Below are 12,595 nucleotides of genomic sequence, written 5' to 3' on the forward strand. Positions count from 1 at the left end.
TGAACCTTAGATAGTTATCATTTATTGTTCTTTGTAACGAACGGCACTCCCGCATGTTCCGGCTTGAAGTATAGTGCCAGGTAGAGCAGCACCGCCTCATCGAATACTCTTGGGTCGTAGCCGGTTGTTTCCTTAATTTTGATCAATCGGTATTGAAGCGTATTTTTATGGATGTAAAGCTGCTCTGCCGTTTTATTAATGGATTGGTTGCAGGCAAAGAACAAGCTTAACGTTTCCGTGATTTCTTCAGGGTCGGAGAAGCTTTCCAGATTCAAAATTTTCCGAACGAAGGGTTGCCGATTTTCCTCCGGGACACTTTCTAGCAGGATTTCCAACCGCAAGTCGTCGTAAAAGACGATGCTCACGTCTCCGGTTGGCTTAGCCAACGATGCAGCTTTTTCCGCTTCCAAATAGGAAGCCGATACGCCGCGGATGAAATCGTAGTGGCCGCCGACGCCTACGATGATAGAGAAATGTTCGGATTTCGGCAGCTGCCGGAGGATATAATGAATTTTATGCGAAACGAATTCTATATTCTTTTCTGCACTAGACCCCTGACTTGTAAGGAGGATGACAAATTTCATTAGACCGAGTGGAACGATTAAATCTTGTTCGTTAAACTTGACCGCCTCGCGTAAATAGCCGAAATATCGATTATGCTCTTTCTGTAGGTCGAAGGACGGGTTTTTGTGCAGCTTATCATCCTCATGCTGAATGTGGATCGTTACCGCCACCCGAGGCAGATTTACGTTCAGCCCCAGCATCCAGCCCCGCGAAGAAAGCACTTTTTCTTCCTTCCATCTGCCTTCCAGCCAATCTCGGATAAACACTTCCCTGGACTGATTTACGATTTCTTCCCGCTCATCGATTAGCTGTTCTTTAATCAAAATTTCCGTCATTTTGCGGATAATTTCCGCCATTTTCATCACTTCTGGTTCCGTTGATGTGATGCCGATAACGCCGATGATGCGATTCTCGAAATAGACGGGCAAATTAATGCCGGCCTTCGTTCCTGCATACTCATTCTCTTTGACTTCGAGCTTCTTTTTCGTCTTAAGAACGATCAAGGCTCCTTCATGAACAACACCGATTCTCGACTGATCCGTACTGGCGATCACTATGCCCTCATCGTTCATGAAGTTGATGTTATGGCCAACAATTTTTGACAGCTCTTTTACGATATATTGTGATTTTTTACCAGAGATCATTCGCATCAGCCCCTATGAGCTTGCAGCATTTGATATATACCTAGTAGTGTGCTTCGTAACGAGTCCGTACTAATGGCAACCGAGGTTATAACACCTCTATGACTGAGTTCTCGACTGAAGCTTGGCACGAACAGTTCTCCACTCTTAGAGATTTGTCCTCCCAGCACGATGATGTCCGGGGCAAACGTCTTCAGCGCTGACGCGAGTGCTTCTCCCATCTGTCTACCGAAGGCATTAAACAATTGCAGTGCAGCCTCTTCCCCGCGACGAGCCGCATCAGCTAGCTCTTTCACATCTTGTCCCGAACGGTTTAGCCCAAAATCACGAGCCAGTTCGAGCAGCCCCCTTCGGGAGATATAATCATCGGCAATCCCAGAGCGATACGGTAGATGATACACCCAGCCATTAGCTGGAATGTCCTCACGCTGCTTAATTAAGTGACCGGATTCCATAAAGCCAGACCCTACTCCCGTTCCAAGCGTGAAGCAGACGGCTTTCCGGAAGGTTGCAGCCTGTCCGAAATAGGCTTCACCCAATGCGAAGAGAGCCGCATCGTTCTCGAAACGTAGTATACTCTCTCGATCCATTCTTGCCGCAATCTGGCCGTTCTCCTCGATCCCTTTCCGCAATAAATCGCCGAATCGTAGCCCGTACAAGCCCTCGAATTTGTCCAAGCCTTGAATATAGCTAATCCCCTGTTCATAATCGAACGGTCCGGGGAATGCGTAACCAATCCCTGCAATCCGTTGTTGTTTGTCAATATCGGCTTTGTCAAGCAGGTCGACGGCCATGTGAATGAAATGATCTATAATTTCAGTTGCGGTGCCATTGGCCTTGGATTCATATTGCGACAGCGTATGTGTGAGCACCTCACCCGATCCATCGACAACCCCGGCTTTGATCGACGTGCCTCCAACATCGAACGTTAAGTAGATTCCTTTCTTCATGAATTTTACCTCCGTTTGTCTATCTCACGCCTTGACATATGCCTTAATGGTCACAATGGTTTTGCCGATACTCGGTCCGCTCGGCTTGATGATGAAGCTCTCAATCGACGCAGGAATGATAAATGTCTCTGCATAGTGCACAATGAATGGCGCGAATTCGCCTGTAGGGCTTTCCACGACAGCTTCTTCTCCTTCGACTAAGTTCAGCATTTGTACACTATCGTTGCCTGTGTGCAGCACTGGTTCGGAGAACCAATGACGCCGTGTTTCAATAAATTGATATTCATGCAGACCGGTCCGCTCCTCGCGCCAGCCGATTCCCTCAGCTATCTGTTCGACTCTGCCGACCAATTCTTGTTCGACCCATGATGTCGTCCGGTCCCATTGAATGACTTTGGAACCGTGCTCAAGATGAACCGGACGCGGCTTGCCATCCAGCCCCAGTCGATCCCAATCCCACAGCTTGAAGGTAAAAATGTACGGCGTCGCACTAATTTCAAGCACCATGCAATCGTTACCCGAACAATGAACCGTTCCTGCAGGGATTAAGAAGTGATCATGCTTGGAAGCAGGGAAGATGTTCACGTACTGTTCAGCCGGGAACGAGCCGTCTCCCTGCTCTGCCTTCTGCAAGTCCTCCAGCATCGCTTCGGGCTGAACCTCTTCTCTAAGGCCTAAATAGACTTGGGCTCCAGGCTTTGCATCGAGGATATAGTAACTCTCATCCTGCGTATAGTGCATACCGAAGCGATGATGAATATAATCCGCGGTCGGGTGAACTTGAAGACTTAAGTTCTGTCCACCTATTGTATCCAAGAAATCGAATCGGATCGGGAACTCCGCGCCGAATCGAGCGTAAACCCGCTCTCCCAGAAGTTCCTTAGGCTGAAGGAATACAAGATTAATCGCCGGTACTTCCACTCGAACCGAGCCGAAGTCTAAGTATAAGCTATTCTCCTCCGGAACACCGTCGAACCCCCATGCGTACGGATGCTCTTTGCCAGGCAGTGCCAGCTTCTCTTCAAGCCAAGTCCCACCCCAGACACCAGGATCAAAATAGGGTACCAACCGAAAAGGCTGCCGCGCGATTTGCTTCATCCCATCCTGCAATGCATTCCACGATACCAGTTTGGGATCACTTCGCTTATTGGTATCGAGATAATAGTCGATTTGCGGAAACAGTGTCCGTTTCAGACGATCCGCCATACGCCATTCATGGAAATAGCTCCGCTTGTATTTACGCAGCAAATCTTCGTCTTTATTGTGCGCCTGCCAATTACCAAGCTCCTTCGAGCGGAAGCGAAGCTGTATTTCCCAGCGAGCCAGATCCGCGTATACAAGCAAATCTCCGGAAGTCACAAGCGACGCACCAAAACCGATAATGACGACCGTCCCTTCGTGAATGGACTCCACTTGCTCTCGAAGCTTCGCCAGTTTTTGCTTGTGATACATCTCTTCTATTTGAAACGGGGACATGTATCCAAATACACGGTCATCCGTTAAATATCGCTGCACCATGCTTTCAATCTCAGCGTTCTCCAATACGGCCGTTTCTGCATCGATGATAGCTGGAGAATGAAGATAAGGACTGAGTCCATCGATGATCTCCTGCTGCCGGACCCCAGGATAGCATTCGATGACCAGAATGGATTTACGCTTGTTTTGCAATTGATTCTGCAATAACGTTCCGATATCCTCATATCCGCGGTATGCCTCTCGATCCTTACTATTAACGAAAATGGATGGCTCTTTGTTATACATAGTCGTCATCGTTATCATTGCCTCCCACATATTTTCACAATATATAACACAATATAACACATGCGAACATTTTAGACCATAAAAAAATCTCTTCGCTATAATTCATCACGAAGAGATCTAAAGTTACTCCACCACATGCAGCTCGCAATTCATGAGCTCGCACGCCTCCCGAACGTGCTCAGGCACTCCACTGTCCGTCACCAGCGCCGATATTTCGTCCAGCCGCGCAACGGTAGCGAACGAGCGGCTTCCGATTTTGGAGGAATCCAGCAGCATAATCGTTCGCTCGGCCGACTGGATCATCGCTTTTTTAACTTGGGTATCCATTAGATTCGGATCCGTAAAGCCAGCCTCCAGTGTAAAGCTCAGTGAAGAGAGAAAGGCCGTTCGGGCATGATACCGAGCGAAATAAGCTTCTGCCTCCGGACCGACGAATGTACCTGACGGCTCTCGCAGCATTCCCCCACAGCATAGTACCGTATGCCGGCCTGCCAATGACCTCAGCTGCTGAAGGGCATCCATGCCGTTCGTCATCAGCGTCAGTTGGGACTGCGTGAAATAGGAGGCCATTCTCGTTACGGTTGTTCCTCCCTCCAGAATAAGGACATCGCCGTCTGAAACAAACCGCTGCACGGCATACGCAGCCAGCTTCTCTTTTACTTCGGGGTTTCTAGCCTGCTTGTCCGGCAGTGCAGGTTCTCCATAAAGCTTATCTACATGTATAGCTCCTCCGTGAGCACGTGCAATACTGCCTTGTTTACCCAAAAACTCCAGATCACGTCTAATTGTCATTTCGGAAACACCAAAATGAACGCTCAATTCTTTTATTGTACATCCTCCGTGACGAGCCAAATAATCCTGTAGCACTTGCCTTCTTTGGATCGGCAACACAATCGAACACCTCAACATATAAAATTTATTGATAATTACATATTATCACATAACATAACATAATAATGAGGCTTTCGTAAAATAGAATAACAACTTTTCTTCCATAAACAGAAAATCCCATCAGCCATCGGCATACAAAATTCCCATTAATCAAATATCCACGATTCACGCGGCACTCAAAGAGTAATATTCTTGTCACCCGAGGTGACGTTTTGAAGAAGAATCTGAAGGCCCTATAACCAATTAAATAATCGTGGCGAAGTTCTTGTATTGATAGAGAAAACAAAACGTACGTACTGACGAAGAGAATTGATATTGAACTCCAGATTGTTTTACCATCATAAAGAAGAACACCTCTAATTATCATTAGAGGTGTTCTTGTATTTAAAAACGCACATTTTGAAATTCTTGCTAGCATACGGTCTTTCATAAATTTATAAAAACAATATACGAATATAGAATATACGCTACCTGTTGTAACGACACAAATATGCGGACATAAAAGATTGGGCGCTTTTCTTTGGGCATGATCGAAAAAAGTATTTCTCCCTACGGTCACCAGATCTTACTAGTCGACCTTTTTTGTTGGATTCTCAACTCTATTATGCATAAATCTACCATAAGGTTAAGGATTTCTCTCACATTCATTTCCTTCTCATAATTTACAGGTACACTGAATACTAAGCGTTACTATTTACTGCAAGAAGCCACTAACGTTTGGAATAAAATTCATACTATGGAGGAATGTATCATGAAAAAGTTGCTAGTAGTAGCCGCTACAACGTTGACACTCGGGTTATCTCCACTCGGTTCGTTAGCAACAACAACAACAACAAAAACTTCCGCAGATTTCACCGACCTGGCAAGTGTTGACGCTGGCTTGAAAGCTAAGATCGACGCCCTGCTTGCTAAAGGCGTATTCGAAGGTACTTCCGACAACACCTTCGGCATCAAGGAGAACATGACTCGCGCTCAATTCGCGAAAGTTCTTGTTCTGATTAACGGTGTGAAAGTTGACACGACTTTAACGACTTCCTCGTTCACAGACGTTAAAGCTGACGACATAGCTAACGGTTGGTCAATTCCTTACATCGAGGCTGCTAAAAAAGCGGGTCTGGTTGACGGAACTTCCGACACAACTTTCAACCCAGGCGACAACCTGACGCTTGGTCAATTCGCTACAGCGCTCGTTAAAAGCCTTGGCAAGAAAGTTGATGTAACTGGCACTCCTTGGTACAAGGACGCTATCACAAAAGCAGTTGCTCTAAACATGCTGCCGCAAGCTACTGACGGTTCGGTGAACGCAACTCGCGCTGACCTGGTAACTGGTGCATACGCTCAACTAACTGTTAAACCAGTACAAACACCAGTACCGACACCAGTTCCATCTCCTGTTGTTCCATTAGTTAATCAATCAGCAATTGATAAGATCATAGCATTGGGCGATCAGTATCATGGTGCTCCGTATGTATTCGCTGGCACACAAGTTGTTAATGGTCAGTATATCCAAGGTGACTGCTCTGGTTGGACAAAATTTGTATTTGGACAGTTGGGCTATCATTTGCACGGAAGTTCAAGTACACAAGCCGCAAATGACGGCGTTGTAGTGGACAAGTCGCAGTTAATGCCGGGCGATCTGGTATTCTCCGACCCAACGCATGAAGGGCATGTATCCCACGTCTCCATCTATATCGGCAATGACACGTTGCTTCACACGTACCGAAAAGGTATCGGTGTAACGACTTCTAAATTTTCGGGCAGCAGTTGGGATAAAACATTTATCGTTGCTCGCCGTGTACTTTAATCTGTAATTAGCGTTGTTTACTGGAGGCGTATTCAGGTATTACCGCTTTCGAATCCACTGACTAGAGGTGTAATCGTAGACGGCGGCGAGATAATGTTCGACAAAAAACAGCTCCATTAATTTGACGATGGGTAATTGGGCGTTAGCTGCTAACTTCCGCTAGATGTTATGTGATCAACTTAAGTATTTTTTATTTTCATAAGAATTCACAGTTCTGAAAAAAAAGTGCTCGACCCAATCTTTAAATATTATTTCCCGTAAATATTTCGTTTATCTACAAGAGGAGCATTTTACTATAGCGGTCCGTTAGAATAACGTCAATGTCTCGATATTTATTATCGTAGGAAAAAACTATATCATAATTTATTCATAATCGCATTGACTTGAGACTCCGAAATGGTTCGTCTCATTAATTCATAATATTCTGGATAACAAAGGTAGTTATTGGTTATCTTACATGAAGAATCCAAGCTGTAGGAGAAAATAACTTACGCCACATCGAAAATTCCAGTCAGCCAACATAAAACCTCAACGATAGATTTATTATTGCATACGTTACAGAAGCTAAAAATACCAGCGATAATTTCTTGCCGGCGTTCGCCGAGCAGTTGGTATACATCTGAGTGGTAGACGTCTATTTGACATCGCTACCTTCTCTTACATGGATAAGAAAAAACCATCCCGTAAGGGATGGTTTTAACAGGCTATTTATTATCTTCGTAAATTATGACAGATTGGGTTTCTGCCTCCCATTTCACAGATGCTTGTAAGGCCTCGCTAACAAAACGAATAGGCACAACCGTGCTGCCTATTAAGCTCCCCATTTACACATTTGATCAAATGTATGCATTATAAATGTCGCTCGGCCATCAATTATTTGCTCTTCAACAAGCATGGAAAGGAATCTATCCGTAGTCATAACACGAAAATAGAAATATTCGACACCCTCAACTTCTTCCTCGCCAATATAAGCTGTACCAATCCATACCTAACCGTTAAAGTTCTTATATGATGCACCCGATTTCTTCGAGATACTACTCACACTGCTTTTCTGTTTCTATTTTTACTCTAGAAATCTATATGCATATTTCAGTTAAGTCTTCTTTTAAACGTTACTTATTTATTACCGAGTTGTTCCGCCAAACCGATTAGAAGTCCTTCATTTCCACGAATGTAGCAGAGCCGATACGAGTCCTCATACTGAACCACTTCGCCAACGAGCTGAGCACCATACTTCGTGAGTCTGGAAACCATTTCGTCAATGTCTTCAACGGTGAACATGACGCGTAGATAACCGAGGGCATTTACAGGAGCAGTTCGGTGATCTGATATAGTAGGTGGGGTGAGAAATCGCGAAAGTTCAAGTCGGCTGTGACCATCTGGGGTAACCATCATAGCAATCTCTACACACTGTGAACCCAGCCCGGTTACGCGACCAGCCCATTCACCTTCGACAGTAGCTCGCCCTTCGAGCTTCAAACCAATCTCCTCGAAGAAAGAGATTGCGTTATCAAGGGATTCTACAACAATGCCAACATTGTCCATTCTTAGTAATTTGTTTTCTACCATAATTTTATCTCCTTACGTGACAATTTTACTACCTGATTATCTTCATATTTATTCGATTCAAGAATTGCTAGTTCCTTCCAAGCGATTAACATAAAGATTAGTCACAGTATAGGCAATTATGTTTGTGTCGCCGGACAATTGATGACTTTGTATCCGTAGTTCATCAGTTATCTTTCAGTCCCTCTTATCTTTTCTACTACGAATCGAGCTAAAATTAACGCGATTATATAGAACATCCACGAATAGAATAATTTCCAACTGTTCAGTCGCTGTTCCTTTCTTATTCTGCGAGCGTTTACTAGAATGTATTATTTAAACTGTTAATATTAAGTCCATCATAGACAGCCGCACCGCCTCATATTCTTTATCGAGGTGATGTTGATGCAGCAGCACAATCTATTAATCAATGGAAAAAGACTGCAGGAAACGATTGAAACGTTTGCAGATTTCGGACGGACGGCTAATAACGGTGTTACTCGATTATCACTTACGGAAATGGATGTGCAGGTCCGCAACTACTTCAAAGCGTGCTGCGAGGAATTAGGCTTAGTCGTTACAGTTGATGATATGGGCTGCATGTATGCCACGTTGGAAGGCTTGGAAAAGAAACCAGCCATCGTCATCGGCTCTCACCTGGACACTGTGCGAAAAGGCGGCAGATTCGACGGTGTGCTTGGCGTCATCGCCGGCCTTGAAGTCGTTAGAACGCTCATTGACCATCAAATCACACCTAAGATCCCCATCACGATTGTGAATTTTACGAATGAAGAAGGCGCCCGATTCGAGCCCTCTATGATGGCTTCAGGTGTACTATCCGGCAAGTTCGATAAGGCAGCGATGCTTAGCAAACGAGATTCTGCGGGTATCACCTTCGAAGAGGCGCTAAAAACCAGTGGGTTCAATGGGGATGCGAACAACCGCATTGCGGAAGCGACCGCCTATTTAGAGCTGCATATCGAACAAGGTCCTATTATGGAAAAAGAAAACAAGTCCATCGGGGTTGTGGACTGTGTGGTCGGCATGATCTGTTATGAAATTGAGGTCACAGGGGAATCCAATCATGCTGGTACGACACCAATGGATTTTAGAAAAGATGCCTTTTTTACAGCCAACGATCTTGTAATCGATCTTCGCCATAAGCTGGATGCCCTAGGTCACAAAGATCTGGTCTATACGATGGGAAGATTCAATGTCTTGCCAAATATCCATACGGTCATTCCTAATAAGGCGATATTTACAATTGAGGCCAGACATAAGGACGGAGAAATCATCCAGGATGTGGAACGCTTGATTCAAGGATTGGATCGTTCAATCCGTGGTTGCGATGTGCAAATCTGTAAATTATGGGACCGAGATACCGTATGGTTCGACGCTTCCATTTGCGATCGAATCGAACAAGCCGCACAAAGCTTGAATTATTCGAATCTAAGAATGGTCAGCGGTGCTGGACATGACGCGCAATTTGTTGCCAGCTTCCTTCCATCCGCCATGATTTTCGTTCCAAGTGTTCAAGGAAAGAGCCACTGTGAAGAAGAATTCACCCCCTATGAAGACTGCGAAAAAGGCGTCAATGTGCTGTTGACAACGGTCCTCTCGCTGCTGGAATAAAATGAAAACAAGGAGTAAGCAACGATACCGCTGCTTCTCCTTGTACAATTTTTTTTATTCGATGATAGAAGCTAACGCTGTATCCAAGGCATGAATCACCTTATCGCACCACACGTCGAACTCGGGATCCTCTTTTTGCAGCGCTGGATTGGCCAAAATGTTGGCAATCGTCTGTTTAATCCCTTGATCGAACCGGACAGAAGCGGTAAAACCAGGGACAAGCCTTTTCAGCTTCGAATTATCAAATACGACAGTATTCGCTTTATCGCCGATCAATCCCCCACGATGATCCTGCTTGCTGCAAGCCGCCAAAAACTGTGATGAGACATGAACCGCTCGTAATTGGACACCTAATGCATCCGCAATCGCTTCATAAATTTGATTCCAGGTCAGAGATTCGTCGGACGTAATCTGGACGGATTCGCCTATCGCATGAACATTGCCCATCAAACCGATAAAACCTTTGGCAAAATCGCTGTTATGGGTCATCGTCCATAAGGAAGTGCCATCGCCATGAATGATGACAGGTTTATTTTCCAGCATTCGCTTCGCAACCTGCCAACTGCCATTGCTGCCATGCACGCCAAGCGGAATGGAGCGCTCATCATACGTGTGGCTTGGCCGCACAATCGTTATCGGAAATCCGTTATCACGATACTGTTTCAGTAAATAATCCTCACAAGCGATCTTATTGCGAGAATATTCCCAATACGGATTCGCCAGCGGTGTACCTTCGGTAATTCGATAATCCGACAACGGCTTTTGGTACGCTGAAGCGGAGCTGATGAACATGAATTGTTTCGTTTTCCCCGCAAATAAACGATAATCTCTTTCCAAGTGGGCAGGATGAAAAGCAATGAAATCCGCAACGACATCGAATGTCATGTCTTGAATCAGCTGTCCAACTTTGTCTTCGTCATTAATGTCGGCCTGGATGATGTTCACATTCGCCGGAAGGCTCTCCGATCGGCTGCCACGATTCAAGAGATACAGCTCGCATCCTTGTTCCGATAACTGTCTGGTAATTGCCGAGCTAATCGTTCCGGTTCCTCCAATAAATAGCGCTTTCATAAGCACACCTCCTAAAGGAATTAACACCTAACTTATTCTCGTCCGGGGCCACATTATCCTGCGCTGCTATCAAATCTGCATAAGTCAAAATCGATCTCAACGATCGCGATATTTTGCCTAATTCGTTCTTTAATGTCATTCACCCATTGGATCAAGCGAGGTGTTGCCAGCTGAAGGTCTTCTTTTTTATGGATAACCAGATAAAGCGTAATATCACGCAGTTTTAAAAAGGTGGAGAGCTCCTGGAGCCATTGCCTTGAAAGCGGCATCACTTTCTCGTATCCGGACCAGAATGCTTGAACGAAATCAGCCGCAAAGGCTTCCCGGTTGCCTGCATAGCGTTCAGGAACACCCCAAGATAACGCATAATATAGCGGGATGGCGATATCATGAATAAACCAGTTGTAGGCACAATCGTCAAAATCAAAGACAGAAATCCGACCATTATCAACGAAAAAGTTCCGCGAATGAATATCGGTATGAATTAGTCCGTACACGTCCTGACCTTGGGGCAAGCTGTGCAAATGGGTCATAACTTCATTTAAACGCTCCAGCACATATTCATCGCCAGGCAAAACATACGATTTCGCATTCACCAAAAGCTCGTCGTCCTCCCAGGTCATTCTCTTGTGATGAATGGACGGCGTGTAAGATTGCGTGGCTTTATGCATGCGGCCTGTGATCTCGCCCCACGACGCGAACAAATGCTCGTTCCATTCCGCAGGATTCGCATAATCCGGCATGTGACCTTCAGCTTTTTGAAAGAGTGACGCTGTGAAATAAGAATCGCCCGCATGGATGACTTCCGTCATTTTGCCAAGCCGAGAAGTATAAACTTGCGGAATATCAACGCCAACCTGCACCAGATAAGAGATCCAATCCAGCTCCGCCAATACGTCGAGTTCCGAGCGATGGCTGCTATGCGTGAATCTCATCACATAAGATTGGCCTTCGCGCTCTACTTCGTACACATAATTCTCAAAATCCCCAAGCTTCTTGTAGCTCCCCTTCGTCAAGCTAAATCGATCTGCAGCTTCATTCAAAATATGCATGCCAAAAAGTGTGTTTACCGCTTGCTCCAACTCCATCCCTCCTACTATCAAGCCTTAATGAAGCGAAAAACCATTTGCTCCATATCCTGAATCGTTCTCTCATAGTCCGTTTCTTCGCCAGTAAGCATGTACTGCAAAGCTAATCCATCTCGGACCGACCAGAACAGGCAAGCAACGGTTTCCTTATCGAGATCGGATCTAAACTCGCCAGATCGTATCCCGGCTTCGATAATCTCTTGAATAAATACCAGCGCTTTGTCCGCATATTGTTTCCAGCGCTCAATTAGTTCCGGCTGCCGGGCGGCATAAAGCATAAATTCAAGATGAAAGGCAAGCCATTTGCGCAGATCTTTCAAAGATTGCCGGCGAAAGCGCTCAAACATATGATGGATTTGATCGGATGCGTTCGGAATGCTTTTGAACTGCTCGCTTAAGCTGCTCACCATGGCATTCATTCTGTCGTCCGCCATTTGGATATACATTTCTTCTTTGCTCGAAAAATAACTGTAAATGACACCCTTGCTCATCCCTAAATGCCGGACGATATCATCGACGGTGGTGGCTTGAAAGCCTTTTTCCGTAAAACAATGCAGCGCTGCTTCGAGGATGGCGGCTTTTTTCTCCGCCTTATAAGCTTCTGAAACTTTAGGTGACATAGCGCTGTCTCCTTTCCGTTACATTGAT

General features: G+C 45.3%; 10 protein-coding genes and 1 pseudogene. 2 read left to right on the plus strand and 9 right to left on the minus strand.

The annotated features are described in order from the left end of the window. Positions 1 to 17: 17 nt before the first annotated feature. The 4 genes from O9139_RS08755 to O9139_RS08770 all read right to left on the minus strand — a co-directional run bounded on the left by O9139_RS08755 (position 18) and on the right by O9139_RS08770 (position 4,825). Entirely contained in the window at positions 18 to 1,208 is a 1,191-nt protein-coding gene (locus O9139_RS08755) for a CdaR family transcriptional regulator (RefSeq protein ID WP_270879081.1), read from the minus strand. 5 nt (positions 1,209 to 1,213) lie between these two features. Next, complete coding sequence (locus O9139_RS08760) at positions 1,214 to 2,155, minus strand: ROK family protein (protein WP_270879082.1); 942 nt, start codon at positions 2,153 to 2,155, stop codon at positions 1,214 to 1,216. Positions 2,156 to 2,179: 24 nt separating this feature from the next. Beyond that, entirely contained in the window at positions 2,180 to 3,925 is a 1,746-nt protein-coding gene (locus tag O9139_RS08765; protein WP_270879083.1) for a class I mannose-6-phosphate isomerase, read from the minus strand. A 114-nt stretch (positions 3,926 to 4,039) separates the two neighbouring features. Then, positions 4,040 to 4,825, minus strand: a complete 786-nt coding sequence (locus tag O9139_RS08770) for a DeoR/GlpR family DNA-binding transcription regulator (RefSeq protein ID WP_270879084.1) — start codon at positions 4,823 to 4,825, stop codon at positions 4,040 to 4,042. A 733-nt stretch (positions 4,826 to 5,558) separates the two neighbouring features. Here O9139_RS08770 and O9139_RS08775 point away from each other — a divergent pair. Next, positions 5,559 to 6,611, plus strand: a complete 1,053-nt coding sequence (locus O9139_RS08775; protein ID WP_270879085.1) for an S-layer homology domain-containing protein — start codon at positions 5,559 to 5,561, stop codon at positions 6,609 to 6,611. Between the two features lie 704 nt (positions 6,612 to 7,315). Here the strand turns inward: O9139_RS08775 and O9139_RS08780 are convergent. Continuing rightward, positions 7,316 to 7,420 (minus strand): annotated as a pseudogene (locus O9139_RS08780) (stalk domain-containing protein); the annotation flags it as partial. A 307-nt stretch (positions 7,421 to 7,727) separates the two neighbouring features. Beyond that, positions 7,728 to 8,180 carry a VOC family protein gene (locus O9139_RS08785; RefSeq protein ID WP_270879086.1) on the minus strand — a complete coding sequence of 151 codons (453 nt, stop codon included), beginning with the start codon at positions 8,178 to 8,180 and terminating at the stop codon, positions 7,728 to 7,730. A gap of 381 nt (positions 8,181 to 8,561) precedes the next feature. Here O9139_RS08785 and O9139_RS08790 point away from each other — a divergent pair, with 381 nt between their 5' ends. Next, positions 8,562 to 9,788, plus strand: coding sequence for a Zn-dependent hydrolase (locus tag O9139_RS08790; RefSeq protein ID WP_270879087.1), 1,227 nt, complete (start codon positions 8,562 to 8,564; stop codon positions 9,786 to 9,788). Between the two features lie 54 nt (positions 9,789 to 9,842). Here O9139_RS08790 and O9139_RS08795 read toward each other — a convergent pair whose 3' ends face one another. The 3 genes from O9139_RS08795 to O9139_RS08805 are packed head-to-tail and all read right to left on the minus strand — an operon-like array spanning position 9,843 to position 12,567. Next, the gene (locus tag O9139_RS08795) at positions 9,843 to 10,859 is read right to left on the minus strand and encodes an SDR family oxidoreductase (RefSeq protein ID WP_270879088.1); all 1,017 of its coding nucleotides are present in this window, start codon (positions 10,857 to 10,859) and stop codon (positions 9,843 to 9,845) included. A gap of 53 nt (positions 10,860 to 10,912) precedes the next feature. Further along, on the minus strand, positions 10,913 to 11,941 hold the full coding sequence (locus tag O9139_RS08800; RefSeq protein WP_270879089.1) for a phosphotransferase enzyme family protein: 1,029 nt from the start codon (positions 11,939 to 11,941) through the stop codon (positions 10,913 to 10,915). A gap of 17 nt (positions 11,942 to 11,958) precedes the next feature. Next, positions 11,959 to 12,567, minus strand: coding sequence for a TetR/AcrR family transcriptional regulator (locus O9139_RS08805; RefSeq protein WP_270879090.1), 609 nt, complete (start codon positions 12,565 to 12,567; stop codon positions 11,959 to 11,961). Positions 12,568 to 12,595: the final 28 nt, after the last annotated feature.

The organism is Paenibacillus aestuarii (assembly GCF_027789125.1).
Classification (GTDB): Bacteria; Bacillota; Bacilli; order Paenibacillales; family NBRC-103111; genus Paenibacillus_E; species Paenibacillus_E aestuarii.

Bases quoted from the DNA above. Each gene is read 5' to 3' on its own strand.
- O9139_RS08755 (WP_270879081.1), bottom strand. From the start codon at position 1,208: ATGATCTCTGGTAAAAAATCACAATATATCGTAAAAGAGCTGTCAAAA.
- O9139_RS08760 (WP_270879082.1), bottom strand. From the start codon at position 2,155: ATGAAGAAAGGAATCTACTTAACGTTCGATGTTGGAGGCACGTCGATC.
- O9139_RS08765 (WP_270879083.1), bottom strand. From the start codon at position 3,925: ATGACGACTATGTATAACAAAGAGCCATCCATTTTCGTTAATAGTAAG.
- O9139_RS08770 (WP_270879084.1), bottom strand. From the start codon at position 4,825: ATGTTGAGGTGTTCGATTGTGTTGCCGATCCAAAGAAGGCAAGTGCTA.
- O9139_RS08775 (WP_270879085.1), top strand. From the start codon at position 5,559: ATGAAAAAGTTGCTAGTAGTAGCCGCTACAACGTTGACACTCGGGTTA.
- O9139_RS08785 (WP_270879086.1), bottom strand. From the start codon at position 8,180: ATGGTAGAAAACAAATTACTAAGAATGGACAATGTTGGCATTGTTGTA.
- O9139_RS08790 (WP_270879087.1), top strand. From the start codon at position 8,562: ATGCAGCAGCACAATCTATTAATCAATGGAAAAAGACTGCAGGAAACG.
- O9139_RS08795 (WP_270879088.1), bottom strand. From the start codon at position 10,859: ATGAAAGCGCTATTTATTGGAGGAACCGGAACGATTAGCTCGGCAATT.
- O9139_RS08805 (WP_270879090.1), bottom strand. From the start codon at position 12,567: ATGTCACCTAAAGTTTCAGAAGCTTATAAGGCGGAGAAAAAAGCCGCC.